31 protein-coding genes are annotated in these 25,419 nt (G+C 70.7%); 16 read left to right on the top strand and 15 right to left on the bottom strand.

What is annotated here, in order from left to right:
- The 4 genes from yidC to rpmH all read right to left on the bottom strand — a co-directional run.
- Positions 1-1,166, bottom strand: a 1,166-nt coding sequence (yidC, locus tag VED21_RS26910) for a membrane protein insertase YidC (RefSeq protein ID WP_324887873.1), incomplete at its 3' end; no start/stop codon positions are given.
- Positions 1,167-1,251: 85 nt separating this feature from the next.
- Positions 1,252-1,545 carry a membrane protein insertion efficiency factor YidD gene (gene yidD, locus VED21_RS26905; RefSeq protein ID WP_324887871.1) on the bottom strand — a complete coding sequence of 98 codons (294 nt, stop codon included), beginning with the start codon at positions 1,543-1,545 and terminating at the stop codon, positions 1,252-1,254.
- Positions 1,546-1,980 carry a ribonuclease P protein component gene (gene rnpA, locus VED21_RS26900; RefSeq protein ID WP_324887869.1) on the bottom strand — a complete coding sequence of 145 codons (435 nt, stop codon included), beginning with the start codon at positions 1,978-1,980 and terminating at the stop codon, positions 1,546-1,548.
- Between the two features lie 8 nt (positions 1,981-1,988).
- Positions 1,989-2,123 carry a 50S ribosomal protein L34 gene (gene rpmH / locus VED21_RS26895; RefSeq protein ID WP_324887867.1) on the bottom strand — a complete coding sequence of 45 codons (135 nt, stop codon included), beginning with the start codon at positions 2,121-2,123 and terminating at the stop codon, positions 1,989-1,991.
- Between the two features lie 222 nt (positions 2,124-2,345).
- On the opposite strand from rpmH, the gene VED21_RS26890 reads away from it, so the two are divergent.
- Together VED21_RS26890 and VED21_RS26885 are read left to right on the top strand one after the other, a co-directional pair.
- On the top strand, positions 2,346-4,304 hold the full coding sequence (locus tag VED21_RS26890) for a right-handed parallel beta-helix repeat-containing protein (RefSeq protein WP_324887865.1): 1,959 nt from the start codon (positions 2,346-2,348) through the stop codon (positions 4,302-4,304).
- A 24-nt stretch (positions 4,305-4,328) separates the two neighbouring features.
- A complete protein-coding gene (locus tag VED21_RS26885; protein WP_324887863.1) occupies positions 4,329-4,907 on the top strand; it encodes a demethoxyubiquinone hydroxylase family protein in 579 nt (192 codons plus the stop codon).
- A 36-nt stretch (positions 4,908-4,943) separates the two neighbouring features.
- On the opposite strand, the gene VED21_RS26880 is transcribed toward VED21_RS26885, so the two are convergent.
- A complete protein-coding gene (locus VED21_RS26880) occupies positions 4,944-5,507 on the bottom strand; it encodes a hypothetical protein (RefSeq protein ID WP_324887861.1) in 564 nt (187 codons plus the stop codon).
- A 178-nt stretch (positions 5,508-5,685) separates the two neighbouring features.
- Between VED21_RS26880 and VED21_RS26875 the strand changes: the two genes are divergently transcribed.
- Together VED21_RS26875 and VED21_RS26870 are read left to right on the top strand one after the other, a co-directional pair.
- The gene (locus VED21_RS26875) at positions 5,686-6,372 is read left to right on the top strand and encodes a Crp/Fnr family transcriptional regulator (protein ID WP_324887859.1); all 687 of its coding nucleotides are present in this window, start codon (positions 5,686-5,688) and stop codon (positions 6,370-6,372) included.
- Positions 6,373-6,455: 83 nt separating this feature from the next.
- The gene (locus VED21_RS26870) at positions 6,456-6,641 is read left to right on the top strand and encodes a DUF2892 domain-containing protein (RefSeq protein ID WP_324887857.1); all 186 of its coding nucleotides are present in this window, start codon (positions 6,456-6,458) and stop codon (positions 6,639-6,641) included.
- A 119-nt stretch (positions 6,642-6,760) separates the two neighbouring features.
- Here the strand turns inward: VED21_RS26870 and VED21_RS26865 are convergent, their stop codons facing one another.
- Positions 6,761-7,345 carry an ActR/PrrA/RegA family redox response regulator transcription factor gene (locus VED21_RS26865; RefSeq protein WP_324887856.1) on the bottom strand — a complete coding sequence of 195 codons (585 nt, stop codon included), beginning with the start codon at positions 7,343-7,345 and terminating at the stop codon, positions 6,761-6,763.
- A gap of 14 nt (positions 7,346-7,359) precedes the next feature.
- Positions 7,360-8,691, bottom strand: a complete 1,332-nt coding sequence (locus tag VED21_RS26860; RefSeq protein ID WP_324887855.1) for an ActS/PrrB/RegB family redox-sensitive histidine kinase — start codon at positions 8,689-8,691, stop codon at positions 7,360-7,362.
- Positions 8,692-8,784: 93 nt separating this feature from the next.
- Here VED21_RS26860 and VED21_RS26855 point away from each other — a divergent pair, with 93 nt between their 5' ends.
- From VED21_RS26855 to VED21_RS26835, 5 genes are all read left to right on the top strand, one after another.
- Positions 8,785-9,540, top strand: a complete 756-nt coding sequence (locus VED21_RS26855) for an ABC transporter ATP-binding protein (RefSeq protein WP_324887854.1) — start codon at positions 8,785-8,787, stop codon at positions 9,538-9,540.
- A gap of 64 nt (positions 9,541-9,604) precedes the next feature.
- A complete protein-coding gene (locus tag VED21_RS26850; protein ID WP_324887852.1) occupies positions 9,605-9,826 on the top strand; it encodes an antitoxin MazE family protein in 222 nt (73 codons plus the stop codon).
- Positions 9,823-10,152: a type II toxin-antitoxin system PemK/MazF family toxin gene (locus VED21_RS26845; protein WP_324887851.1), complete on the top strand. Its 330-nt coding sequence runs from the start codon at positions 9,823-9,825 to the stop codon at positions 10,150-10,152. The genes VED21_RS26850 and VED21_RS26845 overlap by 4 nt, the downstream gene beginning before the upstream one ends.
- A 45-nt stretch (positions 10,153-10,197) precedes the next feature.
- On the top strand, positions 10,198-11,031 hold the full coding sequence (locus VED21_RS26840; RefSeq protein WP_324887850.1) for an ABC transporter permease: 834 nt from the start codon (positions 10,198-10,200) through the stop codon (positions 11,029-11,031).
- 59 nt (positions 11,032-11,090) lie between these two features.
- On the top strand, positions 11,091-11,336 hold the full coding sequence (locus VED21_RS26835) for a FitA-like ribbon-helix-helix domain-containing protein (protein ID WP_324887847.1): 246 nt from the start codon (positions 11,091-11,093) through the stop codon (positions 11,334-11,336).
- 81 nt (positions 11,337-11,417) lie between these two features.
- On the opposite strand, the gene VED21_RS26830 is transcribed toward VED21_RS26835, so the two are convergent.
- The gene (locus tag VED21_RS26830; protein ID WP_324887845.1) at positions 11,418-11,957 is read right to left on the bottom strand and encodes a BLUF domain-containing protein; all 540 of its coding nucleotides are present in this window, start codon (positions 11,955-11,957) and stop codon (positions 11,418-11,420) included.
- Positions 11,958-12,024: 67 nt separating this feature from the next.
- Complete coding sequence (locus VED21_RS26825) at positions 12,025-12,198, bottom strand: hypothetical protein (RefSeq protein WP_324887843.1); 174 nt, start codon at positions 12,196-12,198, stop codon at positions 12,025-12,027.
- A 156-nt stretch (positions 12,199-12,354) separates the two neighbouring features.
- Between VED21_RS26825 and lpxD the strand changes: the two genes are divergently transcribed.
- Genes lpxD through VED21_RS26810 form a run of 3 tightly spaced genes read left to right on the top strand, consistent with a single transcriptional unit; the run spans position 12,355 to position 14,973 of the window.
- Positions 12,355-13,479, top strand: a complete 1,125-nt coding sequence (gene lpxD, locus VED21_RS26820; protein ID WP_324887841.1) for a UDP-3-O-(3-hydroxymyristoyl)glucosamine N-acyltransferase — start codon at positions 12,355-12,357, stop codon at positions 13,477-13,479.
- Entirely contained in the window at positions 13,480-13,737 is a 258-nt protein-coding gene (locus VED21_RS26815; RefSeq protein WP_324887839.1) for a phosphopantetheine-binding protein, read from the top strand.
- 27 nt (positions 13,738-13,764) lie between these two features.
- Positions 13,765-14,973, top strand: a complete 1,209-nt coding sequence (locus VED21_RS26810; RefSeq protein WP_324887837.1) for a beta-ketoacyl-[acyl-carrier-protein] synthase family protein — start codon at positions 13,765-13,767, stop codon at positions 14,971-14,973.
- A 21-nt stretch (positions 14,974-14,994) separates the two neighbouring features.
- Here the strand turns inward: VED21_RS26810 and VED21_RS26805 are convergent, their stop codons facing one another.
- The 3 genes from VED21_RS26805 to cobS all read right to left on the bottom strand — a co-directional run bounded on the left by VED21_RS26805 (position 14,995) and on the right by cobS (position 17,030).
- Complete coding sequence (locus VED21_RS26805; protein ID WP_324887835.1) at positions 14,995-15,504, bottom strand: pyridoxamine 5'-phosphate oxidase family protein; 510 nt, start codon at positions 15,502-15,504, stop codon at positions 14,995-14,997.
- A gap of 73 nt (positions 15,505-15,577) precedes the next feature.
- On the bottom strand, positions 15,578-16,231 hold the full coding sequence (locus VED21_RS26800; RefSeq protein WP_324887833.1) for a histidine phosphatase family protein: 654 nt from the start codon (positions 16,229-16,231) through the stop codon (positions 15,578-15,580).
- A 10-nt stretch (positions 16,232-16,241) separates the two neighbouring features.
- Entirely contained in the window at positions 16,242-17,030 is a 789-nt protein-coding gene (gene cobS, locus VED21_RS26795) for an adenosylcobinamide-GDP ribazoletransferase (RefSeq protein WP_324887831.1), read from the bottom strand.
- A 139-nt stretch (positions 17,031-17,169) separates the two neighbouring features.
- Here cobS and cobT point away from each other — a divergent pair, with 139 nt between their 5' ends.
- From cobT to VED21_RS26780, 3 genes are all read left to right on the top strand, one after another.
- A complete protein-coding gene (gene cobT / locus VED21_RS26790) occupies positions 17,170-18,195 on the top strand; it encodes a nicotinate-nucleotide--dimethylbenzimidazole phosphoribosyltransferase (protein ID WP_324887830.1) in 1,026 nt (341 codons plus the stop codon).
- Between the two features lie 231 nt (positions 18,196-18,426).
- On the top strand, positions 18,427-20,121 hold the full coding sequence (locus VED21_RS26785; protein ID WP_324887828.1) for a methyl-accepting chemotaxis protein: 1,695 nt from the start codon (positions 18,427-18,429) through the stop codon (positions 20,119-20,121).
- A 122-nt stretch (positions 20,122-20,243) separates the two neighbouring features.
- Positions 20,244-21,929, top strand: coding sequence for a methyl-accepting chemotaxis protein (locus VED21_RS26780; protein ID WP_324887826.1), 1,686 nt, complete (start codon positions 20,244-20,246; stop codon positions 21,927-21,929).
- A gap of 57 nt (positions 21,930-21,986) precedes the next feature.
- Here the strand turns inward: VED21_RS26780 and VED21_RS26775 are convergent, their stop codons facing one another.
- The 3 genes from VED21_RS26775 to dapD form a co-directional block, all read right to left on the bottom strand.
- On the bottom strand, positions 21,987-22,556 hold the full coding sequence (locus tag VED21_RS26775) for a hypothetical protein (RefSeq protein ID WP_324887824.1): 570 nt from the start codon (positions 22,554-22,556) through the stop codon (positions 21,987-21,989).
- 13 nt (positions 22,557-22,569) lie between these two features.
- Positions 22,570-23,730: a succinyl-diaminopimelate desuccinylase gene (dapE, locus tag VED21_RS26770; RefSeq protein WP_324887822.1), complete on the bottom strand. Its 1,161-nt coding sequence runs from the start codon at positions 23,728-23,730 to the stop codon at positions 22,570-22,572.
- Between the two features lie 104 nt (positions 23,731-23,834).
- The gene (gene dapD / locus VED21_RS26765) at positions 23,835-24,677 is read right to left on the bottom strand and encodes a 2,3,4,5-tetrahydropyridine-2,6-dicarboxylate N-succinyltransferase (protein WP_324887821.1); all 843 of its coding nucleotides are present in this window, start codon (positions 24,675-24,677) and stop codon (positions 23,835-23,837) included.
- Between the two features lie 322 nt (positions 24,678-24,999).
- Between dapD and VED21_RS26760 the strand changes: the two genes are divergently transcribed.
- On the top strand, positions 25,000-25,419 hold a 420-nt coding region (locus VED21_RS26760), incomplete at its 3' end, for an MCP four helix bundle domain-containing protein (protein ID WP_324887818.1).

Below are 25,419 nucleotides of genomic sequence, written 5' to 3'. Positions count from 1 at the left end.
ATGGCCTGATAGGACTTGTTGGCGAGCGGGAAGAACGCCAGCTTGATGATGACCGTAAAGATCAGGATCGCCACGCCGAAGTTGCCGACCAGACCGGCGATCCAGTCCAGCGCGTAGAAGAACGGCTTGGTCAGGAAGTAGAACCAGCCGAAGTCGATCGCCAGGTCGAAGTTGGCGATGTCGTACTGCTTGGAATAGGCGTCGAGCAGGCGCACCTGCTTGGCGCCGGCGAACAGGCGCGCGGTGTCCTCGGCGGTGCCGCCGGCCGGGATCTCGACCGCGGTGCCCATCAGGTCGACCTGGTAGCGGTCCTGGTTGCCGGCGGTGGTGTGGACGAAGCGCCCGGTCTCCGTCGCCTTGGCGTCGGGGATCAGCGAGACCAGCCAGTACTTGTCGGTGATGCCGATCCAGCCACCGGTGGTCTGCTTGGTAACGGTCTTGGCCGACTTCAGGTCGTCGTACTTGGTCTCGTACAGCTTGCCGTCGAAGACGCCCAGCGGGCCTTCGTGCAGGATGTAGAAGCCCTCGGTGAACGGCGTGCCGTGGCGCGAGACCAGGGAGTAGGGCAGCAGGCGCACCGGGGCCGACCCGGTGTTGCGCACGCGCTGGGTGATCGTGAACATGTAGTCGGGGTCGACGGCGACCGTGCGCTCGAACACCAGACCCTTGCCGTTGTCCCAGGTGAGGACCAGCGGCTTGTCCGGCGTCAGCTCCGTGCCCTGGGCGGTCCAGCGGGTGTTGGCGTCTGGCGTCGGCACGCTGCGGTCCTCCGGCACCCAGCCGAACTCGGCGTAGTAGCCGTTCGGCGCGCCGGCCGGCGAGAGCAGGACGATCTCCGGGCTCTTCGGGTCGGGCGTGACGTGGTAGTTGGCCAGCGTCAGGTCGTCGATCCGGCCGCCCTGCAGATTGACCGACCCGTGCAGCGACGGCGTGGCGATCTTCACGCGCGTGCCGGCCGCGAACTGCTCCGCCAGCAGCTGCGGGCGGTCCTTGGGGGCCTCGGGCGCCTGGGCCGTGGGGGCGGGGACGTTGACCGTCTGTTCGGTCTGCCGCGCCTGTTCGGCCTGCCGCTGCTGGACCTTCGGGCCCTCGTAGAGGAACTGGAAGCCCAGCAGGATGGCGATCGACAGCACGATCGCCAGGAGGAGGTTGCGTTGGTCGGTCATGGTTCCCCGAGAGTGTCCGTCGGACCTTGCGTCAGTCGCTCGTGTCAGGCCGCTCGTGTCACGCCGCTCGTGTCAGGCGCGCCGCCTAGTGATGCCTGAAGTGCTGATGATGCGCCACCCCGCATGACGCGTCGCCACAGCGATACCCGGCTTTTCGCGGCTCCGGCACGGGATCGTAGCCCGAGCCGCCCCACGGCTGGCAGCGCAGCAGGCGGCGCACCGTCAGCCAGCCGCCGCGGATGGCGCCGTGCGTGGCCAGTGCCTCCAGCGCGTAGTTGGAGCAGGTCGGGAAATAGCGGCAGTGGAAGCCGACGAAGGGCGACAGGGTCCACTGGTAGCCGATCACCAGCGCGCGCATCAAATGGGCAAGCGGGCTCATTCACCCTCCGTCCGGCGTGGGTGGTGGCGCCGTGGGTGGCGGCGTGCGCAATGGTTCGCCGTCGCGCCAGAGGCCGAGGCGTTTGAGGGCGGCCGTCAGGTCGCCCAGAAGGTCGGTCCAGGGCCGGTCAGCGGTGTCCTTGCGGGCCACCAGCACGAAGTCGTGGCCGGGGGCGGCGTGCGCGGGCAGGATCAGGCGGGCGGCCTCGCGCAGGCGGCGGCGCGCGCGGTTGCGCACAACCGCGTTGCCGACCTTGCGACTTGCCGTCAGCCCAATACGAAGCGGCGGCTCGCCGGGGGCGGGCCGCTGCCTGTCATCATGTCGGCGCACCTGCAGGATCAGGCCGGGTGCCACGTGCTTGCGGCGTGTCCCGGCCACGGCCAGGAACTCCGGCCGCCGCTTCAGGCGCCCGACCAGCCGGTCCGGCGCCGTCATGGGATGCCTTAGGCGCTGAGAACCTTGCGGCCCCGCGCGCGACGGCGAGCGAGAACCTTGCGGCCACCAACGGTGGCCATGCGGGCGCGGAAACCATGCCGGCGCTTGCGCACGAGCTTCGAGGGCTGGTACGTGCGTTTCACGTTACCTACTCCGTACTTCGATCACGGGACAAAACGAGCCCCGCTGTATAGAGAGGTGCAGGGGCGGAGTCAACCGCGCGCCGTCCACTTTCTTGCTGATTGCCGCCCGGACCGGCGGCGCTCCTGCAAAGAGGGGGTGCCCCCTTCGCGCCTTTGCCCCATTGGCCGCCTCCCGCCAGTTTTCGCTCTCGTGGATCAAGCAGGCGAGAGCGGGCACGGGGCATGGCGGGACGACGGCACACACGGGCACGCGGCGACTCCATCGTTCTGATCGGCGTGCTCGCGCTTCTCTTCTGCCTGTCCGCAGCCGTGCCCGCCCTGGCGCAGGGCGTCGTCTACGTCTCGCCGCGCGGCGACGACCGCTGGACCGGCCGCTCGCCGGAACCGAGCCCGGACGGGCGCGACGGTCCCTTCGCCACGCTGGACCGGGCGCTGGCGGCGGTGCGCGGCGGCGGCCCGAAGACCGTGCTGCTGCGCGGCGGCACCTATCGCCTGACCGAACCCGTGCGCCTGGGGCCGGAGGACGAGGGGCTGCGCATCGCCGCCTTCCCCGGCGAGCGGCCGGTGTTCAGCGGGGGCGAGGCGGTGGGGCCGTTCCAGGCGGAGGCCGGCGGCGTCTTCTCCGCTCCGCTCGCGCGTGAGCCGGGGCTGGACGCGGTGCTGGACGGCACGCGGCTCACAGCCGCGCGCAGTGGCGACTACGACCCGGCGGAGCCCATCCGTACGGGCTGGTTCGTCGCCACCGCGATCAAGGGCGGCGGCGACAAGCGCCGCTTCCGCTACGCGCCGGGCACGGTGGACGCGCGCTGGGCCGCACCCGGCGTGCGCGTGCAGGCGCTGGACCGCGACCGGCAGGCCGACGACATCGCGGGCATCGAGCGAATCGAGGCGGCGCGCAACACCCTGGTGCTCGACCGCGACGGCGTCCAGCCGTTCCGCGAGGGTTCCACCTTCCGCCTGCTGGGCCATCCCGACTTCCTGAAGCACCCCGGCCAGTTCGCCTGGCGGGCGCGGGACAAGCGCCTGCTGGTCCTGCCCGAGAACCCGGCCGACCTGGACGCCCAGCCGGTCGTGGTGGCGCGGCTGGGCGCGCTGTTCCGGCTGGTGGACGCGCGCGGCGTCGCGCTGGAGGGGCTGCGGTTCGAGGACGTGCCCCACACCGGCGCCGCCGTGCGCATCGAGGGTGGCGAGGGCAACCGCATCGTCGGCAACGCGTTCCGCCACGTCGGCACGGCGGTGGAGGTGCTGGCCTCCCCCGACAACGAGATCCGCGCCAACCGGATGGAGCACCTGGGCCGTGCCGGCGTCGACCTGAAGCCGGGCAGCCACGGCACCCGCGTGCTGGGCAACAGCATGCGCCACGTGGGCGAGGTGGCGCTGTTCAGCGCGGGCGTGTTCGTGTCGGGCTGCCAGAACACGCGGATCGCCCACAACGACATCCGGCACGCCGCGCGCTACGGCATCTCGGTGAAGAACACCGGGCCGGAGACGATCAACATCGACACCGCCATCGAGTACAACCGCATCGAGGACACGGCGCGCGAGACCGCCGACGCTGGTGCCGTCGAGGTGCTGGGCCTCAGCGACATCGACACGCGCACCGCCATCCGCTTCAACGACATCCGGCGCACCGGCGGGCTGGCCACCGACGCCGCCGGCCGCTGGCTGGAGCGCCACCGGGGCTTCGGCGTCTACCTGGACGACCTGACCAACGGCGTGCGGGTGGAGGGCAACTTCCTGATGGACACCGGCATGGCGGCGGTGTTCATCCACGGCGGCGACGGCAACCGGGTGCACAACAACATCGCCGTGCTGACCCGGGCGCAGGACAAGTTCCTGCGCCTGGAATGGGTGCCGCGGGCGGGCATCGCCGGTTTCCTCAAGGACAACGCCATCACCCGCAACATCATCCACGCCCGCGCCCCCGTCACGCAGATCGTCGAAACGCACACCGGCGGGGAGGCGGAGATGGACCTCAACATCATCGACCGTCCCGGCCGCAGCCCCGGGCGCGGGGCGCCGACGCAGGCGCGCGCGGCGTCCGGGCCGCGTCTGCCGGCGCCCTACTTCGTCGACCCGGCGGCCGACGACTTCCGCCTGCGCCCCAATTCCCCCGCGCAGGAGCTGGGGATCGAGGACCTGCCGTGGGCGCGCATCGGCCCGCAGGGATTGGGGCGCTAGGCGGTGGACGGCCCGACAGCCCCCATGGCAAACCTGGATGCCGGCCCCTCGGCCACCTGCGGGCTGGTTCCGCCCGTCCTCGACTTCGCCGCCCTGCCGGCGCGGCTGCGGCGCGAGCTGCGCGCCGACCACGTGGGCGAGACGGTGGCCGTGCGCCTGTACGAGGGCGCCGTCGCTGGCAGCCGCGACGCCGGTGTGCGCCGCTTCGCAACCAGCCACCGCGCCATCGAGGAACGGCACCTGTGCCTGTTCGACGGCCTCGTGCCGCCGCCGCACCGCAGCCGGCTGCTGCCGCTGCTGCGCGCCGGCGGCTGGCTGATGGGCTGGCTGCCGGCCAAGGCGGGGCCGCCGGCCTTCTACGCCGTGGTGGCGGCGGTGGAGCGCTGGGTGGACGGCCACTACGCCGCCCAGATCGCCGCCGCCCGCCGCCTGGGCGCGGACGACACGCTGCTGGCGCTGCTGGAGGCCTGCCGAAGCGACGAACGCCACCACAGCGAGGACGCCGCGCACGCCGCCAGCACGCGTCCGCCGCTGGCCCGCCTGCTGGCGGCCGTGGCGGTGGGCAGTTCGCGCGTCGGCGTGGTGCTGGCGCGGTGGGTGTGAGGAGCCGGCGGCAGACGCGCTTCAACAAGGCGCGCTTCAAAAATGTCCGTGGACCGGCGCCGGGTCCCCGCTCCGCCGGCCGGTCAGCAGATCGGCCACGATCTTCAGATCCCCGCCGCGCGGATCGGGCGGTGCCACGCCGGTGCGCGCCGCCGGGTGGCGCGCCTGGAAGCGGCTCCGCAGGGCGGGGCTCGGCAGCAGGTGGCGGCAGGCCGGGCCGCCCGCCCGCACCAGCAGCGCCGTGCCCAGCGAACGGCGCGCCGGGTCGGGGAGGGCACCGTGGTGCACGAACACCGCGTAGCCCAGCAGGCGCGCCAGGCCGGCCAGCGCCACGGCGTGCCAGCAGCCCCGACCGGCGTCGGCGGGCAGGTACAGGCGCCGGTCGTCCTCGAACGCGCCGGCCAGCAGGGTGGAGGCGGCGCCCAGCACCCGCACGAACCGGTCCAGGCGGTAGCTGACGCTCCGGCCCTCATAGCCCGGCGACAGGTCGGCCACCTGCACGGGCTGGCGGTCGAGCAGGCGTTCGAGCACGAGCAGCGTGGTCCGGCTGGTGCCGTCGCCGGGCGGGGGCAGGCGGCCGGCGACCACGATCCACGGCATGGCGTCCTCCTCCCGTCTCCCGTCCAGATCTCACGTTCAGTCTGGGGCGTCCCGCCAAGGCAACGGCTCTTATGGCGTGTTGTTCCCCGTCTTCCCGGCTAGCGTGAAAGACGGAGACTGTGGACCCGGCCGCGCCGGTCGCCGATAATGGCGCGATCCGAATGGGGGAATTCACGGCATGGCGGAGCACGACACGCGCTGGCTGGAGGCGTTCCCGGCGCTTGCCGCGCTGGAGCCGGAGGCGCTGGCCCTTCTCTGCACGCGCGCCCAGCGGGTGACGCTGCCGCGCGGCACGGTGGTCTTCCAGGTCGGCAGCCTGTGTCAGAACTACCTGATGATGCTCGGCGGTTCGGTGCGGGTGCAGATGGTGTCCGAAACCGGGCGGGAGATCGTGCTGTACCGGGTGCAGCGCGGCGAGACCTGCATCCTGACCACCGCCTGCCTGATGACGCGCGGCGACTACAGCGCCGAGGGCGTCGCCGAGACGGACCTCGACGCGGTGGCCCTGGGGGCCGCCACCTTCCACGATCTGATGGCCCGGTCGGCGGTGTTCCGCGACTTCGTCTTCGCCTCCTTCGGCTCGCGGCTGATGGGCATGATGATGCTGGTGGAGGAGGTGGCGTTCGGCCGCATCGACCTGCGGCTGGCGCGCTTCCTGGTGGATCACCGCGACGGTGGCGGCGGACTGGACACCACGCACCAGGCGCTGGCGGTCGAGCTGGGCACCGCGCGCGAGGTGGTGAGCCGCCAGCTCAAGGAGTTCGAGCGGCGCGGGCTGGTGGCGCTGACGCGCGGCCGCATCGCCGTGCGCGACCCGGCGGGGCTGGAGGACTTGGCGGGACAGCGGGAGACTGCGATCCCGTAGACTGTGACCTAGTCACAGACAGGTTGTGCGGGACGCGCTTCAATCGCGCCATCGAAACCGCACCCTGGACCCGGAGAGTTCCCATGCAAAACGTCGGTGGTGTCGACCGCGCGCTGCGCGCCGTCGTCGGCCTGATCCTGATCGCCCTGGTGTTCGTCGGCCCGCAGACCCCGTGGGGCTGGGTCGGCCTCGTGCCGCTGCTGACCGCGATCATCGGCTTCTGCCCGGCCTACACGATCTTCGGCATCAAGACCTGCAAGATCAATTGAGCCGTCCAGACGCTTGAGCCGAACATGACATTGGGTTTTCGCTGGCGCTCAACCCGATCTACGCGGACCATCGCACGTAGGTTGGGTTGAGCGCAGCGAAAACCCAACGCTTTTCCGCCTCACCCGCGCGGGGCGTGCTTGTTCAGGATGCGCTGCAGCGTGCGGCGGTGCATCTTCAGGCGGCGCGCGGTTTCCGACACGTTGCGGTCGCACTGCTCGAAGACGCGCTGGATGTGTTCCCAGCGCACGCGGTCGGCCGACATGGGGTTGTCCGGCGGTTCGGGCAGCGTGCGGCCGTCGGCCAGCAGCGCCATTTCCACCGCGTCCGCGTCGGCGGGCTTGGGCAGGTAGTCGACCGCGCCGGCCTTCACGGCGGCCACCGCCGTGGCGATGTTGCCGTAGCCGGTCAGCATGACGATGCGGGCGTCCGGGCGCGCGTCGCGCAGCGCCTTCACAACGTCCAGGCCGCTGCCGTCCGCCAGACGCAGGTCGACCACGGCAAAGGCGGGGGCCGATTCCTGCGCCACGTCGATGCCGACCTGCACGCTGTCCACCGCCACCACATTGAAGCCGCGCTTCTCCATCGCACGGGCCAGACGGATTCGGAAGGGCGCGTCGTCGTCCACGATCAGAAGGCTGCGGGTAACGTCGCCGGTGAACGTGAGCTTGGCCGCTTCTCCCGCTGGACTGTCGTCCGTGACCATTGCGTTATCCACCACTATTCCCTTGGTTCTAGACTGAAACGGTCCCAGCGTACGATAACTCGCGCGCCACCGCTACGATTATTGCTGAAACCCACGCTTGCACCCGTCTTTTCCAACAGCGTCTTGGCGATGAAAATTCCCAGTCCCATGTGCCCGCCGCGTTCGGCGCGCGTGGAGATGTAGGGTTCGCCGATACGGTTGAGGACGTTGGGCGGGAATCCGGGCCCGTCGTCCATCACCGACACGCTGACGGTGCGGTCGTCCCACGCCGCGGTCACGGTAACGCGGCGCTGCGCGAACTGGTGCGCGTTCTGGATGAAGTTGCCGAGGCCGTGCAGGATCTCCGGGCTGCGGCGCAGCACCGGCTCCTCGCTGTCGCCGTCCGGCTGCGGCTCCACCACGAAATCGATGTGCGGCAGCTCGTGCGGCGCCCCGGCCTCGTCGATCAGTGCGGTCAGCGCCAGCCGCTCGAACGGGTCGCCGCCGTCGGCCTCCGGCTTGCGGGCGAGGTCGGCCAGGATGTCGCGGCAGCGCATCACCTGGCTTTGCAGCAGCTGCACGTCCTCGGCCAGCGGGCTGTCCTTGGGCAGGTCGTGCAGCAGTTCCTTGGCGACGACGGCGATGGTGCCCAGCGGCGTGCCCAGTTCGTGCGCCGCCGCGGCGGCGAGCGCGCCGAGCGCCCCCAGCCGCTGCTCGCGCGACAGCGCCACCTGGGTGGCGGCCAGAGCGTCGGCGAAGCGGCGCGCCTCGTCGGCGACGCGGAAGACGTAGGCGGCGATGAACACCGACGACACCGACAGCGACAGCCACATGCCGAAGGCGTAGAGCGGCGCCAGCACCCGCCCGCCCTCGTCCGGCCAGGGCAGCGGGAAGTGCCAGAGCGCCAGCGCCGTCAGGCAGATGAGGTTGAGCCCGGTGAGCAGCACCACGCTGTAGCGCGACAGGATGGCGGCACCCACCGTCATCGGCGCCAGAAGCAGCACGGCGAACGGGTTCGACAGGCCGCCCGTCAGGTACAAGAGCAGCGTCAGCTGCAGCATGTCGTAGGCGAGGTACAGCGCCGCGTCGCGGTCGGCCAGCCGCAGCCGGCCGCCGCGCTGCGCCATTGCTACGAGGTTGAGCAGGACCGAGGCGCCGATCGCCGCCACCACCGGCCCCAGCGGCAGCGGGAAGCCCAGGCCGACGTGCACCACCAGCACGGTGGCCAACTGGCCCGCGATGGCGATCCAGCGGATGAGGATGAGCGTGCGCAGCGTCACGCGCCCGTCCATGGCCGACCACACGCCGGGCGGCAGCAGGAGGGTGGCGGGCGCGGGCGCCGGGGCGGTGTGGCCGGCGAGGGTCATGGGGCGGGCGGCTTTCCGGACGGCTTGCTTTGAAAGGAGGGGTGCCGGGAACGGCCCTGGCGTTCCGCTTTCCGGCGGCCATATTCTACGCCCATGACCCATCCTGCCATCAAGGCCGAACGCCTGACCAAGCGGTTCGGCGACGTCACCGCCGTCGACGGCGTCTCCTTCACCGTGGCCCGGGGCTCGGTGACCGGGCTGCTGGGCGGCAACGGGGCGGGGAAGACGACCACCATTTCCATGCTCCTGGGGTTGCTTCTCCCCACCTCCGGCACGGTGGAGGTGCTGGGCGTGGACATGGTCCGCAACCGGCACGCGGTGCTGCCGCGGATGAACTTCTCCTCCCCCTATGTCGAATTGCCGCACCGGCTGACCGTGCGCGAGAACCTGTCCGTCTACGGCCACCTCTACGGCCTGCCGCGCGTTGGCGCGCGGGTGCAGGAGATCTGCGCCCACCTGGACCTGACCGCCTACCTGGACCGCCCCGCCGGCAAGCTGTCGGCCGGGCAGAAGACGCGCGTGGCGCTGGCCAAGGCGCTGCTCAACACGCCGGAGGTGCTGCTGCTGGACGAGCCGACCGCCTCGCTCGACCCCGACACCGCCGACTGGATCCGCACCTACCTGGAGCGCTACCGCCGGGAGACCGGCGCCACCATCCTGCTGGCGTCGCACAACATGCTGGAAGTGGAGCGGCTGTGCGACGAGGTGCTGATGATGCGCCAGGGCGCCATCGTCGACCACGGCTCGCCGGACGCGCTGCTCGCCCGCTACGGGCGCGAATCGCTGGAGGAGGTGTTTCTCGACATCGCCCGCCACCGCCGCGGCGAACGCGCGGAGGCCGCGCAATAGCACCTTGACCAGGGCCTTCCCGGTGCTAACCTGATAACAGGTTATCGGGCCGCCGGAGTGAGCCATGACTGCACGAGCGCAGCGTATCCGCACGAACATGCAGGTTTACCGCAGCCGCATGCGCGCCCAGGGCCTGCGGCCGGTCCAGGTCTGGGTGCCCGACACGCGGTCTCCCCAGGTCGCGGCGGAGTGGCGTCACCAATCCTTGGCTCTGGCCGGTGACCCGGCTGAGCGCGAGATCCTCGAGTGGATCGAAGAGGCGGCCGACACCGAGGATTGGAAGTGAACCGCGGCGACGTGGTGGTGGCTGCCGCCAAGGGGGCCTTCAGCGGCAAGCCGCGGCCAGCCGTGGTGATCCAGACCGACCTCCTCAACCCGACGCACCCATCCCTGATCCTGGCGCCGATCACCACTGATCTTCGCGACCTTCCGGGCTTCCGCATCCGGGTTCCGCCCAGCGAGGAGAACGGCCTGCGCGAAGTTTCGGAAATCATGATCGACAAGCCGCTGACGGTGCCGCGCGCCAACGTCCAGCAGCGCATCGGCCGGATCGACGCGGAGACGCTCGGAAAGCTGAACCGGGCTTTGATGATCGTGCTGGGGCTCGCGTAGTCTTCGGGTGTTCGCATCCCGGGGCTTGCGGCCCATATTCCATCGATGACGACACGATCCCTGCCCGCCATGACCGACGCCGTGACCTTCTCCCCGCGCCGCATCGGCGCCATGGTGCTGCGCTACTGGTACCTGCTGCGCGGGTCGTGGCCGCGCCTGCTGGAACTGGCCTACTGGCCCACCATGCAGATGATCCTGTGGGGCTACATCAGCCAGTTCATGGCGCAGAACAGCACGTGGCTGGCGCAGGGGGCCGGCGTGCTGGTGGCGGCGGTGCTGCTGTGGGACGTGCTGTTCCGCGGGCAGCTGGGCGTCTCCGTCTCCTTCCTGGAGGAGATGTGGTCGCGCAACCTCGGCCACCTGTTCGTCAGCCCGCTGCGGCCGGGGGAGTGGGTGGCGTCCCTGATGGTGATGAGCCTGATCCGCACGCTGCTGGGCGTCGTCCCGGCGGCGCTGCTGGCCATTCCGTTCTTCGGCTACTCGGTGTTCGGGTTGGGCCTGCCGCTGGGGCTGTTCTTCGCCAATCTGATCGTTCTGGGCTGGGCCCTGGGGCTGTTCATCGTCGCGCTGATTCTGCGCTACGGCATGGGCGCGGAAGGGCTGGCGTGGATCCTGGTGTTCATGCTGGCGCCCGTCAGCGCCGTCTACTACCCCATCGCCGTGCTGCCGGTGTGGCTGCAATGGATCGCGCTGGCGCTGCCGTCGGCCCATGTGTTCGAGGGGCTGCGCGCGCTGGTCTTCCAGGGCGAGGTGCTGTGGGGCCACATGGCCTGGGCGGCGCTGTTGAACGTGGTCTGGATGGCGGCGTGCGTGGCCGCCTTCTTCTGGTCCTTCCGCGGTGCCCGCGTGCGCGGCGCGCTGTTGCAGACCGGGGAATAGGGGGCGTTGGCGGCGGATAGGGCGTTTTGCTATCATCCGCCCGCCGCAGGGAGAAGAGCATGGCCAGCCTGCACCTTCGCCAACTCGACGACGACCTCGTCCGCCGCCTGGAGGCGCGCGCCGCCGCGCACGGCCGCAGCGCGGAGGCGGAGCATCGGGCCATTCTGGAAGAGGTTCTGGGCGCCAGGGCGCCGAAGATGACCGGCCGGCAGTTCGTTGCGGAACTGGCGCGCGGCGGCCCCATGGACGTCGACTTTGACCGCCTGGGCGTGGACGAGGCGCCCGGTGCGGCGGACTTCACGTGACGGGTATCGTTCTCAACACCTGTCTTGTCTCCGAGCCGCAGCGGCCGGCACCCGCGGCGTGCCGGTGGTCAACCCCTGGGATCACGCCTGATCCGCCGCCGTCTCTTTCGTCGTCTCCTCCGCCGTCTCCGCTGCCGTCTCCTCCATTGAAGCCTTCGGCGCGCCCTCAGCCAGATAGCGCACCAGGGCGGCGGCCCTCTCGGCGGTCAGGCGTTCGGGGCGGAAGGCCTCGACGCCGCAGAAGCGGCGGCAGGTGTCGCGGGTCAGCTGGTCGGCGCCGATGAACATCATCGACCAGGAGGGAAACAGCCGCTCCGCCACCGGCGTGAAGGTGATGAGGCTGACGTCGCTGTGCCGGGGATCGCCGACGATGCGCGCGAACACCCGGTTCACGTGCAGCCGGCGCCCCTCCAGGATCTGCAGGAAGAAGCGGTTGTCGAAGCACAGCGCACCCGTCACGTCGACGCGCGCGTTGTTGACGCGCGACCGTGTCAGGATGTTCTTCAGGTCCACCTTCGAGATGCGGCCGGCGAGGCGGCTGAAGTAGATCAGGCGGCACAGCTCGCCCTCCGCCTCCACCCAGTTGGGCTCCCACCCGCCTTCCACCGGCGTGTCCGTCATCCCGGCTCCCCGTCCAAAACATGTGCGCTCATCATACGCAATCCGGCCCCATGCGGATCGTCCGCCGTCAGGTCCCTTTGCGCCGCTTGGCGGCGGGCTTGCGTTTCGGCTTCGGCGGCGTGGTCATCGCCTTCAGCACGGCCGCCTGATTGCGCTTGGCGGCGGCCACGGCCATGCCGGTCCAGGCGCCGGCGGCGCGGTTGGCCCAGGACAGCCAGAGGCTTTGCGGTGTTCCCTTCATTGCGCGTCCTTTCCATTGAGGATCATCTGAGGATCATCCCGTGAACAGCGCGGCCGCCGTTTTGCTGCGCCTGCACAATAGATGCGCCGCCCCGATCCGTGCTAGCGTCCCGGCCCCGACGACCAGCAGACGACGCGCCCGCCCATGAACCCCTCCATGCCCCAGCCGATGACGCTTTCCGAGATCGCCGCCGCCCTGGACGCCCGCGTGGAGGGCGATGGCGGCATCGTGATCACCCGCGCCGTCCATCCATCCGACGCGGAAGGGCCGGGCGACCTTGCGCTCGCCATGGACAAGGATCTGCTGGCCCTGCTGCCCGGCACCAAGGCGCGTGCCGCCGTGATCGCCGAAGGCGTCGAGGTGCCCGCCGGGCTGGACGGCTGCATCCTGGTCAAGCGCCCGCGCTACGCCATGGCCGGGCTGATGGACGTGTTCGAGAAGCGGGTGCACGCCGAACCCGGCATCCACCCCGCCGCCTTCGTGGCGCCGGACGCGGTGGTGGGCGACGGCGCCTCCGTCGGCCCCTTCGCCTACGTCGGGCCCAAGGCCGTGGTGGGCAAGGGCAGCATCGTCATGCCGCACGCCACCGTCGGCGCCGAGGCGCAGCTGGGCGAGGACTGCCTGATTCACCCCGGTGCCCGCATCGGCGAGCGCGTGGTGCTGGGCGACCGCTGCATCATCCACCCCAACGCCGCGGTCGGCAACGACGGCTTCAGCTTCGTCACGCCCGAGCCCGGCAGCGTGGAGAGCGCCAAGTCGACCGGACAGGTCAAGGCCACCAACGTGGTGATCCGCCGCGTCAACTCCATCGGCACGGTGATCCTGGGCCACGACGTCGAGGTTGGGGCCGGGGCCTGCATCGACCGCGGCACGGTCACCGCCACGCGCGTCGGCCACGGCACCAAAATCGACAACCTCGTCCAGGTCGGCCACAACGTGCAGATCGGCTCCAACTGCATGCTGTGCGGGCACGTCGGCATCGCCGGCAGCGTCGTCATCGGCGACCGCGTGGTGCTGGCCGGCAAGGTCGGTGTGGCCGACCACGTGACCATCGGCAACGACGCGGTGGTCGCCGCCTCCTCCGGCGTGGGCACGGACATTCCGCCGAAGACGGTGTGGATGGGCTATCCCGCCATGCCGCGCGCCCAGGCGTTCGAGCAGTACCGCAACCTGGCGCGGCTCAAACGGATTAACGCGGACGTGGCAGACCTGAAGAGCCGGGTGAAGGCCATCGAAGCCGAGGGTAACGTCTCCGGTGGTGCGCCACCGGAGACGACCTGAATGGACCGAATCGCCGAAGACGTTCTCGCCATCATCGCCGACAAGGGGCATGTGGACCGCGCCAGGCTGGCGCTCGACGCCCGGCTGGCCGATCTCTCCATCGCGTCGCTGGACGTGATCGAGATCATCTTCGCGCTGGAGGAGCGGTTCCAGATCGCCATCCCCTTCAACGCCAACGACGCGCGCCAGGAGTTCGACACCGTCGGCGACATCGTGCGCGCGGTCGAGGCCGAGGTGGCGCAGCGCCGCGTCGCCTGAGCGGCGCGCGCCCGGATGCCAATGCCCATGCGCAAGGTCGTCGTCACCGGGCTGGGCGTGGTGTCGCCCATCGGGATCGGCGTGCCGGCGTTCCGCGAGGCGCTGTTCGCCGGCCGCTCCGGCATCGGCCCGCTGACCGCCGTCCTCACCGACCGGCTGTCCATCCGGATCGCCGCCGAGGTGCGTGGCTTCACGCCCGAAGACCATTTCGACCCGCGCCGGCTGCCGCTGCTCGACCGCATCAGCCAGTTCGCCGTGGTCGCGGCGCGCGAGGCGATGGCCATGGCCGGGCTGGAGTTTTCCGATGCGCTGGCCGCCCGCACCGCCACCGTGCTGGGCGTCGGCGTCGGTGGCATCGGCACGCTGGACGACGCCTTCCACCGCCTGTACGCCGAGCAGGCGGCGCGCCTGCACCCCTTCACCATCCCGCGCCTGATGGTCAGCGCGCCGGCCTCGCACGTGACCATGGAGTTCGGGCTGACCGGGCCAGCCTTCACGGCGTCCAGCGCCTGCGCCTCGGCCGGGCACGCGCTGGCGACGGCGCTGATGCTGCTGCGTTCCGGCATGGCCGACGTGGTGGTGAGCGGCGGCACGGACGCCCCCCTGACGCTCGGCACGCTGAAGGGATGGGAGGCGATGCGCATCGTCAGCCCCGACACCTGCCGCCCCTTCTCCCGCGACCGCAGCGGCATGGTGGTGGGCGAGGGCGCCGCCGTGCTGGTGCTGGAGAGCGAGGAGCACGCCCGCGCGCGCGGCGCCGAGGTGCTGGCGGAACTGGCCGGGGCGGGCATGAGCGCGGACGCCCGCGACCTCACCGCCCCGGACGCCGAGGGTGCCGCGCGCGCGATGCGGCTGGCGCTGGACGACGCGGGCCTGAACCTCGGGGAGGTGCCCTACGTCAACGCGCACGGCACCGCGACGGCGGCCAACGACGTGACCGAGGCGCAGGCGATCCACGCCGTGTTCGGGCCGCACGCGCGGCGGCTGATGGTGTCCTCGTCCAAGTCGATGCTGGGCCACGCGCTGGGTGCTGCCGGCGCCCTGGAGGCGGCGGCGACGGTGCTGGCGCTGCGCCACGGCGTGGTGCCGCCCACCGCCAACTTCACCGAACCCGACCCCGCCTGCCCGGTGGACGCCGTGCCCAACGAGGCCCGCGCGGTGCCGATCCGGGCGGCGCTGTCCAACTCCTTCGCCTTCGGCGGGCTGAACGCCGTGCTGGCCTTCCGCACGGCGTAGCCGCGACGCCCCTATTGGACCCTATTGGAACGCCACCCGCGCGTTGTCGCCGGGGTTGGGGCGCTCGCCGGTCAGCTTGGCCTTGGCGTAGCCGTAGGCCCAGACCATGGTGCTGGACGGGCTGTCCCAGTACTCGGCCGAATCCACCGTCACCTTGATCAGCGCGATGTTCGGGTCGTCCGGCCCCTTGGGGAACCACGTCATCATGATCTCGCGCCACAGCTCGTGCACCTTGGCGCGGTCGCGCACGATCTCCGCCACGCCGGAGACGGAGACGTAGTTCTGCGCGTCCGGGTCGGCGTAGGCGAGGTTGACGCGCCAGTGCCGCTCGATCTCCGATGCCTTGTCGGAGTGTGCGTCGGTGAAGAACCACAGCGTGGCGTCGTCGAAGCCGGCGTGCGGCAGCGTGCCCATGGGGCGCGCGTGCAGGTGGCCGTTGTCGTCCAGCGTGGTCATCATGGTGATGCGCATGTCCTTGATCATGCGCCACAACTTCTCGGCGGCGTGTTCGTCGCTCGCATGGCGTGCCATGGCAGCCCCCCTTCTTTGCGGTGTCAGCCCAACGGCCGATCAACCGGGGTGCGGGGAGCGGAGTTCCACCCCCTTACAGCGGCGGCAGCACCGTCCCCGGCGGCAGGTTCACGCCGGCCACGCGCCACACCGCCGTGCGGTCGGGCAGCCGCAGATGGTCCAGCCGGGTCAGCGACAGCGTGTCGATGCGGAAGCGCAGCGCGGCCTCCGCGTCGATGCCCAGCGCCACGGTCAGCGCCGCGCGGATCGGCCCGCCGTGCGCCACCGCCACCACGTCGCGCCCGGCGTGACGCTCGCTCAGCCGGTCCAGCACGGCGCCGACGCGGGTGACCACCTGGGTGAAGCTCTCGCCGCCGGGCGGGCGTTCGGTGGCGGGGGCCAGCCAGAAGCGGTGCGCCTCGGCCGGGCGGCCGGCGTTCAGCTCGTCGTGCGTCAGGCCCTGCCACTCGCCGAAGTGCTGCTCGGCCAGATCGCGCTCCACGTGGTGGGCCGGCGGCAGGCCGCCGCGCGCGGCGTGGATGGCGGCGGCCGTCTCCTGCGTGCGCAGCAGGTGGGTGACCACCCACGCGGCGTCCGTCGGCAGCGCGGCGGCGAGGCCGGCGTAGGACGCCGTGTCGCCGGTGTCCACGGGGATGTCGGACTGGCCGTAGATGCGGCGGTCCGGGTTGATGGGCGGGGCGTGGCGGATCAGCCACCAGCGGGTCACGACGATGTCCGTGTGGGTCATTGCGCTGCCGTCATTGCGTTGCCACCAGGGTGAGAAGGATGGCCGTCTCGGCCGCCTGCTGGGCCGCACCCAGCACGTCGCCGGTGTAGCCGCGGATCTGCCGCAGCGCCAGGAAGCCAACGACGGCTGCCGCCAGCGCGCCGGCAACCGCCACCGCCAGCACCGCCTTGCCCACCGCCAGCAGCGCCACCACCGCGGCGATGGCCAGCGCCAGCGCCACGCGCTTCGACGGCGGGCAGCCGTGGTTGGCGGCCAGCCCGTCGCGCCGCGCCGGCATCAGCGTCCAGGCCAGCGCCGGCAGCACGGCGCGCGAGCACGCCCCCGCCGCCGCCAGCGCGCCCACCACCACCACCGGCTCGGCCAGCGCCGCCAGCGCCGAGGCGCGCAGGCCCACCGAGAACACCACGGCCAGCACGCCGTAGCTGCCGACCCGGCTGTCGCGCATGATCTCCAGCTTGCGCTCGCGTGAGCGGCCGCCGCCGAAGCCGTCGGCGACGTCGGCCAGCCCGTCCTCGTGCAGCGCGCCGGTCACCCAGGCGGAGGCCGCCAGCGCCAGCAGCGCCGCCGCCATGGCCGGCAGGTTCAGCCCCAGGGCCAGCGCGTAGACGCCGCCCGCCAGCAGCCCCACCGCCGCGCCCACCAGCGGGAACCAGCCCATGGAGCGGGCGTGCAGGTCGACCTCCGGGTCCAGGCGCAGGCGCACCGGCAGGCGCGTCATGAAGACCGTCGCCAGCGCGATCTCGTCCAGCCAGGTGGCGCGCCGGCGTTTGGGGCGCGGTTGGGGGAGGGCGTCGTGCATGGCACCCTACCTAGCCCAAAGCGCGGCCGTGGGCGAGTGCCTGTTGCGCATCGCCGCCGCGACCCGGCGACCTTTGACCTGCGCGGCGAATCCTGCCAATGTCCGGCCGCTTTCCCACCCCCACGCTTGGTTTCATGCGATGAGCAATCCGCAGCCCGCCCTGACGTTCGAGGAAATCCGCGCGCTCGTGCGCAACCTGCCCGGTCCGGACCTGGACGCCGGCACCGCCGCCGTGCAGCGCGAGCGCACCCTCACCAAGCCGCCGGGCTCGCTGGGCCGCCTGGAGGAGCTGGCGGAGTGGCTGGCCACCTGGCAGGGGCAGCACCCGCCGGAGGTGCGGCGCCCGCGCGTCGCCGTCTTCGCCGGAAACCACGGCGTGGCGGCCAGGGGCGTGTCGGCCTATCCCACCGAAGTGACGGCGCAGATGGTCGCCAACTTCCAGAACGGCGGGGCCGCGGTGAACCAGCTGTGCGAGGCGGCGGACGCCGACCTGCGCGTCTACGAGCTGGACCTGGAGCACCCGACGCGGGACTTCACGCAAGGCCCCGCCATGGGCGAGGACGAGTGCTGCCGCGCCATGGCCTACGGCATGATGGCCGTGGAAATGGGCGTGCAGCTGCTGGCGCTGGGCGAGATGGGCATCGGCAACTCGACGTCGGCGGCCGCCATCTGCGCTGCGCTGTTCGGCGGCGACGCGGCCGGCTGGGTCGGACGCGGCACCGGCGTGGACGAGGACGGGCTGAAGCGCAAGGTCGCCGCCGTCGAGGCCGGGCTGAAGGCCAACCCCACCGCCAAGGACGACCCGTTCGAGGCGCTGCGCTGCCTGGGCGGCTACGAGCTGGCGGCCATCGCCGGCGCCATCCTGGCGGCGCGCATGGCGCGCGTGCCGGTGCTGCTGGACGGCTATGCCTGCACCGCCGCGGCGGCCGTGCTGTTCAAGGCCGACCGCCGGGCGCTCGACCACTGCGTGGTCGCCCACCGCTCGGTCGAGCCGGGACACACCCGCCTGCTGGAGGTGATCGGCAAGCAGCCGGTCCTGGACCTGGGGATGCGCCTGGGCGAAGGATCGGGGGCCGCGCTGGCCATCAACATCGTGAAGGCCGCCGCCGCCTGCCACGCGGGCATGGCGACCTTCGCGTCGGCCGGCGTCACCGACCGCGCCTGAGTCGCGGGGACCGGCCGGCGCCCGGACGGTGCCGGCCGACCCAGTGAACACTGAATATTATCGCGCCGGGAAATATACGGACGGCACCCTCATCCAAAGGTTTCCTTTTCGTGTCCTCCCAAGGTGTGTATTCGTAGTCTTAAGTTTCTTTGTGAGGGGTGCGGCACATTGCTGTCGGGACTCTCATAAGCATATACTGGTATGCTCGTCACCCTAGGGATGGAGGTGGCGATGAGCACCCAGGGAATCGGCATTCGCGTCAAATTCGCGCTTCTCTCACTGGTCACCGTGCTCGCGGTGGCGGCGGTCGGCGGCGTCCTGCTGTTCGAGATGCGCGACGCCCAGATCGAGGACAACAGGGCCAAGGTCCAGGCCATCACCGAGACGGCGGTCGGCATCGTCAAGCAGTTCGAGCAGCGCGCCGCCAAGGGCGAAATGTCCACCGAGCAGGCCAAGGAAACGGCCCGCGTGGCGCTGCGCGCCATGCGCTTTGCCGGCGGCGAGTACATCTTCGCCAACGACACCAACGGCATCCTGGCCGTGCACGGCGCCAAGCCGGAGCTTGAAGGCAAGAACCTGATCGACTTCAAGGACCCGAACGGCGTCTACCTCACCCGCGAACTGATCGCCGGGGCGCAGAAGGGCGGCGGCTTCGTGGCCTATTCCTGGCCGAAGCCGGGCGCCCCCGCCAACGCCGTGCCGGCGCCGAAGATCGGCTACGCGCTGCTGTCGACGGACTGGAAATGGGTGGTCGGCACCGGCGTCTACGTCGACAACATCGACGCCAGCTTCCGCGCCCACGCGCTGGAGGCCGGCCTGATCGGCGCGCTGCTCGCCGCCGTGGCCCTGGCGCTGACCTTCGCGATCGCGCAATCGATCAGCCGGCCGCTCGGCGGGCTCACCCGGGTGATGGGCCGTCTGGCCGAGGATGACCTGTCGGTCGAGATCCCCGAGACCGCCCGCGCCGACGAGATCGGCACCATGGCCAAGGCCGTCGCCGTCTTCAAGGAACGCGGCCTGGAGAACCGCCGCCTGCGCGAGGAGCAGGAGGCCGGGCAGGCACGCGCCGCCGCCGAACGCCGCGCCATGCTGCTGCGCCTTGCCGAGGAGTTCGAGCGCAAGGTGAGCGGCGTCGTCGACATGGTCGCCACCGCGGCAACGGAGATGCACGGCTCCGCCGCCGCGCTGTCGTCCACCACCGACGCCGCGTCGCACCGCGCCTCCGCCGCCGCCACCGCCGCCGAGGAGGCGTCGGCCAGCGTCAACACCGTGGCCGGCGCCACCGAGGAGCTGACCGCGTCCATCCAGGAGATCCGCCGTCAGGTCTCCACCTCCACCAGCATCGCCGCGCAGGCGGTGCAGGACGCCGAGAAGACCAACGCCCTGATGGCCGGGCTGGCCACGGCGGCCAACCAGGTGGGCGAGGTGGTGAACCTGATCAACACCATCGCCGGCCAGACCAACCTGCTGGCCCTCAACGCCACCATCGAGGCGGCCCGCGCCGGTGAGCACGGCAAGGGCTTCGCGGTGGTGGCGAGCGAGGTGAAGAGCCTCGCCAACCAGACGGCCAAGGCCACCGACGAGATCCAGGCGAAGATCGGCGAGATCCAGCAGGCGACGGGCACCGCCGTGTCCGCCATCCGCGAGATCGGCGAGGTGATCGGCAAGATGAACGCCATCTCCAGCGCCATCGCCAGTTCCGTCGAGCAGCAGGGGGCCGCGACGCAGGACATCGCCGGCAACATCCAGCAGGCCGCCGTGGGCTCGCGCGCCGTGTCGGACAACATCACCGGCGTCAACCAGGCCGCGGCCGAGGCCGGGGCTGCGGCCGGGCAGGTGCGCGGCGGCGCCGGAGAGCTGGCCCGCGCCGCCGAACAGCTGCGCGGCGAAGTCGCCGGCTTCCTCCAGGGCATCCGCGCGGCGTGACGCATGGGGAGGGCGGGGCGGGGTGCTTCCCCGCCCCACAGGCGCCCAAACGAGGCAACACTATATTGTCATGTGTCTAAACTTTATATAGACTGTGCCCACGATTCACGGGGAGGTGAGCGATGGGCATCCGCGATATTGGCATCCGTTTGAAGTTTCTGATCCTGTCGGCGTCGACGCTGCTGGCGCTGGTTGCCGTGGCCGGCGTGCTGCTGATGGCGCTGCGCGACGCGCAGGTCGAGGATTCCCGGAGCAAGGTGCAGGCGATCGTCGAGACCGCCGTCGGCATCGTCAACACCTTCGAGCAGCACGCCGCCAAGGGCGAGATGCCCGTCGATCAGGCCAAGGCGATGGCGCGCACGGCGCTGCGCGCCATGCGCTACGGCGGCGGCGAATACATCTTCGTCCAGGATCTCGACGGGCAGATGGAGGTCAACGGCGGCAAGCCCGAGCTGGAAGGGAAGAACGTCCTTGGCCTGAAGGACCCCAGCGGCGTCTTCTTCGTGCGCGAGATGATCGCCCTGGCCCAGAAGGGCGGCGGCTTCGTGGGCTATGTCTGGCCGAAGGCGGGGTCCAGCGAGCCGGTGCCGAAGGTCGCCTACACGGCGATGACGCCGGGCTGGAAATGGGTGGTCGGCACCGGCGTCTACACCGACAACATCGACGCCGATTTCCGCGAACACGCGCTGGAGGCCGGCCTGATCGGCACGCTGCTGGCCGGCGCGGCGCTGGCGTTGGCCTTCGCCATCGCACACTCGATCAGCCGGCCGATCGCGCAGCTGACCGGCGTGATGAACCGCTTGGCCGAGGACGACTTCACGGTGGAGGTGCCCGACACCACACGCGGCGACGAGATCGGCACCATGGCCAAGGCGGTATCCGTCTTCAAGGAGCACGGGCTGGAGAACCGCCGTCTGCGCGAGGAGCAGGAGGCGGGCCAAGCGCGCGCCGCCGCCGAGCGCCGCGCCATGCTGCTGCGCCTCGCCGAGGAGTTCGAGCGCAAGGTCGGCGCGGTCGTCGAGCGGGTCGCCGCCTCCGCCGGCAGCATGCACGGATCGGCCACGGCGCTGTCCTCCACCGCCGAAACCGCGTTGCGCCGCGCCACCGATGCCGCCGACGCGGCGGAGGAGGCGTCGGCCAGCGTCAACACCGTGGCCGGTGCCACCGAGGAGCTGACCGCGTCCATCCAGGAGATCGCCCGGCAGGTCTCCACCTCCAGCGCCATCGCCGCGCAGGCGGTGCAGGACGCCGAGAAGACCAACGCCCTGATGTCCGGCCTCGCCGAGGCGGCCAGCCAGGTGGGCGAGGTGGTGAACCTGATCAACACCATCGCTGGCCAGACCAACCTGCTGGCGCTCAACGCCACCATCGAGGCGGCGCGCGCCGGTGAGCACGGCAAGGGCTTCGCCGTCGTGGCGTCGGAGGTCAAGGGCCTCGCCAACCAGACCGCCCGGGCGACCGAGGAGATCCAGGCGAAAATCGGCGAGATCCAGCACGCCACCGATGCCGCCGTGTCGGCCATCCGGGGCGTGGGCGACGTGATCGGCCAGATGAACGCCATTTCCGGCGCCATCGCCGCCGCCATCGAGCAGCAGGGGGCCGCGACGCAGGACATCGCCGGCAACATCCAGCAGGCCGCGGTGGGTGCCCGCGCCGTGTCGGACAACGTCACCGGCGTCAACCGCGCCTCGGCCGAGGCCGGTGCCGCGGCCGAGCAGGTCTGCGGCGGTGCCGGCGAACTGGCCCGCGCCGCCGAGCAGCTGCGCGGCGAGGTCGCCGGCTTCCTCCAGGGCATCCGCGCGGCGTGATGAGGACGCGTAGGTTGGGCCGCCCTTCGGTTGGCCCAACCTACGGCTTCCCGCGCCTCACAGCATCCCGTCGGAGAAATCGCTGATCATCGCCGACACCAGCAGGTCGAGCAGCACCAGCGACGCGGCCATGAAGCCGTTGATGTCCAGCGCGGTGCGCAGTACGAACCACTGGTAGGTCAGCATCGCCATCATCACGCCGAACACCAGCGCCTCGCCGAGCGGCTCGGGCAGCAGGCCGGTCTCCGCCAGCACCAGAACCGGCACGTAGACGGCCATCTGCACCACCGACGACCAGTTGTAGGCCGCCACGAAGCCCGGATAGCGCGGCGCGCGGTCCAGCATGGAGGCCACCGTGTGCATGATGACCGGGTAGGCCGTCCAGCTCACCACGTACGAGATGCTCTCCACCGTCAGCGCGGTGAACAAAGGCGCTCCGGAGATCCGTTCCCAGTTGCGCAGCAGCAGGATCAGCACATAGGCCGGCAGCACGATGACCGCGGCGTAGAAGGACCGCAGCGCCCCCTCCGGCGAGCGGTCGATGTAGTCCAGCCCCTTCGCGTCGAAGCGCGCGAGGCGGAAGGCGCCGAACACCGAATAGGCGACGTCCCGGGCGGTCAGCGTCATGACACCCTGCTGGTCACGGGCGTGCGGGGATCCGGGCGAAGACGTCCCGGATGATCGCCCCATAGATGTCGGTCAGGCGGAGCAGGTCGTCGAGGGCCACGTGCTCGTCCACCTTGTGCATGGTCTGCCCGACGAGGCCGAATTCCACCACCGGGCAGGCGTCCTTGATGAAGCGCGCGTCCGACGTGCCGCCGGTGGTGGAATACTCCGGCCGCTTGCCGGTCACCCGTTCCACCGCGTCCGCCACTGTCTCCGGCAGCGGGCCGGGCGGGGTGAGGAAGGAATCGCCGCTGCACACGCAGCGCAGGTCGTACGCACCGCCCACCGCGTCGAACGTCTCGCGCACCCAGGCCTCCAGCGAGGCGGCGGAGTGCATGTCGTTGAAGCGGATGTTGAAGGTGGCCGTGCCCTGCGCCGGGATGACGTTGTTGGCCGGGTTGCCGACGTCGATGGTGGTGACTTCCAGGTTGGACGGCTGGAAGTGTTCGTTGCCCTGGTCCAGTGGCGCGCGCGTGATCGCATCCAGCATGCGCACCAGCCGCGGCAGCGGGTTGTCCGCCAGATGCGGGTAGGCGACGTGCCCCTGCGCGCCATAGACGGTGAGATAGCCGGTGAAGCTGCCGCGCCGGCCGATCTTGATCATGTCGCCCAACGCCTTGGGGTTGGTCGGCTCCCCCACCACGCAGGCGTCGATGCGCTCGCCCCGTTCGCGCATCCAGTCCAGCACCTTCTTCGTGCCGTTGACCGCCACCCCTTCCTCGTCGCCGGTGATCAGCAGGCTGATCGAGCCGGCGGGTGGGCCGGAGGCGTCGAGGTCGCGGGCCACGGCGGCGACGAAGGCGGCGATCGCCCCCTTCATGTCCACGGCACCCCGGCCGTAAAGCTTGCCGTTGTGGATCTCGGCGGCGAAAGGACCGACCGACCACGCCTTCCGGTCGCCCGGAGGCACCACGTCGGTGTGGCCGGCGAAGCAGAAGTTCGGCCCCGCCGTGCCCAGGCGCGCGTACAGGTTCTCGACCGGCGCCGTGCCCTCCTCCTCGAAGCGCAGGCGCTGGCAGGCGAAGCCCAGCGGCGTCAGCGCCTCTTCCAGCACGCCCAGCGCGCCGCCGTCCTCCGGCGTGACGCTGGGGCGGCGGATCAGCGCTTGCGCGAGGGCGATGGGGTCGATGGTCATAGGATTCCGGAAGCGGATTGTTGGGTTTTCGGCTTTGCCTCAACCCAACCTACAAAGCACCCGTAGGTTGGGTTGAGCGCAGCGAAAACCCAACGTTTGCCGCGTCAGTCGCGCAGCAGCTCGTTGATCGAGGTCTTGGAGCGGGTCTGCTCGTCGACGCGCTTGACGATGACGGCGCAGTACAGGCTGGGGCCCGGCGAGCCGTCGGGCAGCGGCTTGCCCGGCAGGGCGCCCGGCACCACGACCGAGTAGGCCGGCACGCGGCCGACGAACACCTCGCCCGTCGTGCGGTCGACGATCTTCGTCGTGGCGCTGATGTAGACGCCCATGGACAGGACCGAACCGCGCTCGACGATCACGCCTTCCACGACTTCCGAGCGGGCGCCGATGAAGCAGTCGTCCTCGATGATGACCGGGCCGGCCTGCAGAGGCTCCAGCACGCCGCCGATGCCGACACCGCCCGACAGGTGCACGTTCTTGCCGATCTGCGCGCAGGAGCCGACGGTGGCCCAGGTGTCGACCATGGTGCTCTTGTCGACGTAGGCGCCCAGGTTGACGAAGCTGGGCATCAGCACGACGCCCGGCGCGATGAAGGCGCCGCGGCGCACGACCGAGCCCGGAACGGCGCGGAAGCCGGCGGCGCGGAAGCGCGCGTCGTCCCAGCCCACGAACTTCGACGGCACCTTGTCGAACCAGCTCGCCCCACCCGGCGCGCCGTCGATCAGGCCCATGTCGTTCAGGCGGAAGGAGAGCAGCACCGCCTTCTTCAGCCACTGGTTCACCGTCCAGGCGCCGTCCACCTTCTCGGCGACGCGGAAGGTGCCGGAGTCGAGGCCGTTCAGCGCCTCCTCCACGGCGTCGCGCACGGCGCCCTTGGTGGCGAAGGTGATGGAATCGCGCGATTCCCAGGCGGCTTCGATGGTGCTCTGCAGGTCGGCGTGGCTCATGGTCGGACAACCGTCGGCTGGAACGAAGAAAAGGCCGCGCACCATGCGGCGCGCCGCGCCGGCTTGTCAACACGGCAGGTCCGGGCCGGCGGCCCGGCGGCCTCCGGGGTTTGCATGTTAAGCGTGTAATAATGCGCAAGACCGCAGGCGCATAGCGGAGTGTGCCGGGCGAAAAAACTCCTTTAGTTGGTATATCGCCACAGATAACTCATGTATAGGATGCAATGTCGTCTTGATTCGAGCCTGGATCGGGAGAAGAATAGCGGCAGCGTTCGAGAAGGTTGAACGTGCGCGCGCCGACCAGATCCGCGGGAGTCCAGACATGAACACCATCACCATCCGGGCCAAGCTGCTTGTCGCCTTCTCCGCCCTGTTCCTTTTCATCGTCGGGCTCGGGCTCTTCGCCGTGAACCGGCTGGAAGTCATCGGCGCCCTGACCGTTGAGATGGAACAGAACTGGCTGGCCGGCACCCGCTGGCTTGGCATGATGAACGGCGGCATCGGCGACTACCGCATCGCCGAGGCGCGCCACATCATCGCCGACGACGACGCGGCGATGGAACTCGCCGAGCGCGACATCGGCCTGGGCGCCCGGCGCGTGGACGAGGCGCTCGCCAAGTACGAGCCGCTCGCCACGACGGCCGCCGAACGCGATGGGCTGAAACTGTTCCGCACCGCCTGGGCCGAGTATCAGGCGAACAACAAGGTCCTGGTCGAGCTGTCGCGCAAGAACGAGAACGAC

Origin of the sequence: Azospirillum sp. (assembly GCF_035627195.1) — a bacterium.
Lineage (GTDB): Bacteria > Pseudomonadota > Alphaproteobacteria > Azospirillales > Azospirillaceae > Azospirillum.
This window is presented reverse-complemented; position numbering and strand designations above follow the sequence as displayed.

Bases quoted from the DNA above. Each gene is read 5' to 3' on its own strand.
- yidD (WP_324887871.1), bottom strand. From the start codon at position 1,545: ATGAGCCCGCTTGCCCATTTGATGCGCGCGCTGGTGATCGGCTACCAG.
- rnpA (WP_324887869.1), bottom strand. From the start codon at position 1,980: ATGACGGCGCCGGACCGGCTGGTCGGGCGCCTGAAGCGGCGGCCGGAG.
- VED21_RS26890 (WP_324887865.1), top strand. From the start codon at position 2,346: ATGGCGGGACGACGGCACACACGGGCACGCGGCGACTCCATCGTTCTG.
- VED21_RS26885 (WP_324887863.1), top strand. From the start codon at position 4,329: ATGGCAAACCTGGATGCCGGCCCCTCGGCCACCTGCGGGCTGGTTCCG.
- VED21_RS26880 (WP_324887861.1), bottom strand. From the start codon at position 5,507: ATGCCGTGGATCGTGGTCGCCGGCCGCCTGCCCCCGCCCGGCGACGGC.
- VED21_RS26875 (WP_324887859.1), top strand. From the start codon at position 5,686: ATGGCGGAGCACGACACGCGCTGGCTGGAGGCGTTCCCGGCGCTTGCC.
- VED21_RS26870 (WP_324887857.1), top strand. From the start codon at position 6,456: ATGCAAAACGTCGGTGGTGTCGACCGCGCGCTGCGCGCCGTCGTCGGC.
- VED21_RS26865 (WP_324887856.1), bottom strand. From the start codon at position 7,345: ATGGTCACGGACGACAGTCCAGCGGGAGAAGCGGCCAAGCTCACGTTC.
- VED21_RS26860 (WP_324887855.1), bottom strand. From the start codon at position 8,691: ATGACCCTCGCCGGCCACACCGCCCCGGCGCCCGCGCCCGCCACCCTC.
- VED21_RS26855 (WP_324887854.1), top strand. From the start codon at position 8,785: ATGACCCATCCTGCCATCAAGGCCGAACGCCTGACCAAGCGGTTCGGC.
- VED21_RS26850 (WP_324887852.1), top strand. From the start codon at position 9,605: ATGACTGCACGAGCGCAGCGTATCCGCACGAACATGCAGGTTTACCGC.
- VED21_RS26840 (WP_324887850.1), top strand. From the start codon at position 10,198: ATGACGACACGATCCCTGCCCGCCATGACCGACGCCGTGACCTTCTCC.
- VED21_RS26835 (WP_324887847.1), top strand. From the start codon at position 11,091: ATGGCCAGCCTGCACCTTCGCCAACTCGACGACGACCTCGTCCGCCGC.
- VED21_RS26830 (WP_324887845.1), bottom strand. From the start codon at position 11,957: ATGACGGACACGCCGGTGGAAGGCGGGTGGGAGCCCAACTGGGTGGAG.
- VED21_RS26825 (WP_324887843.1), bottom strand. From the start codon at position 12,198: ATGAAGGGAACACCGCAAAGCCTCTGGCTGTCCTGGGCCAACCGCGCC.
- lpxD (WP_324887841.1), top strand. From the start codon at position 12,355: ATGCCCCAGCCGATGACGCTTTCCGAGATCGCCGCCGCCCTGGACGCC.
- VED21_RS26815 (WP_324887839.1), top strand. From the start codon at position 13,480: ATGGACCGAATCGCCGAAGACGTTCTCGCCATCATCGCCGACAAGGGG.
- VED21_RS26810 (WP_324887837.1), top strand. From the start codon at position 13,765: ATGCGCAAGGTCGTCGTCACCGGGCTGGGCGTGGTGTCGCCCATCGGG.
- VED21_RS26805 (WP_324887835.1), bottom strand. From the start codon at position 15,504: ATGGCACGCCATGCGAGCGACGAACACGCCGCCGAGAAGTTGTGGCGC.
- VED21_RS26800 (WP_324887833.1), bottom strand. From the start codon at position 16,231: ATGACCCACACGGACATCGTCGTGACCCGCTGGTGGCTGATCCGCCAC.
- cobS (WP_324887831.1), bottom strand. From the start codon at position 17,030: ATGCACGACGCCCTCCCCCAACCGCGCCCCAAACGCCGGCGCGCCACC.
- cobT (WP_324887830.1), top strand. From the start codon at position 17,170: ATGAGCAATCCGCAGCCCGCCCTGACGTTCGAGGAAATCCGCGCGCTC.
- VED21_RS26785 (WP_324887828.1), top strand. From the start codon at position 18,427: ATGAGCACCCAGGGAATCGGCATTCGCGTCAAATTCGCGCTTCTCTCA.
- VED21_RS26780 (WP_324887826.1), top strand. From the start codon at position 20,244: ATGGGCATCCGCGATATTGGCATCCGTTTGAAGTTTCTGATCCTGTCG.
- VED21_RS26775 (WP_324887824.1), bottom strand. From the start codon at position 22,556: ATGACGCTGACCGCCCGGGACGTCGCCTATTCGGTGTTCGGCGCCTTC.
- dapE (WP_324887822.1), bottom strand. From the start codon at position 23,730: ATGACCATCGACCCCATCGCCCTCGCGCAAGCGCTGATCCGCCGCCCC.
- dapD (WP_324887821.1), bottom strand. From the start codon at position 24,677: ATGAGCCACGCCGACCTGCAGAGCACCATCGAAGCCGCCTGGGAATCG.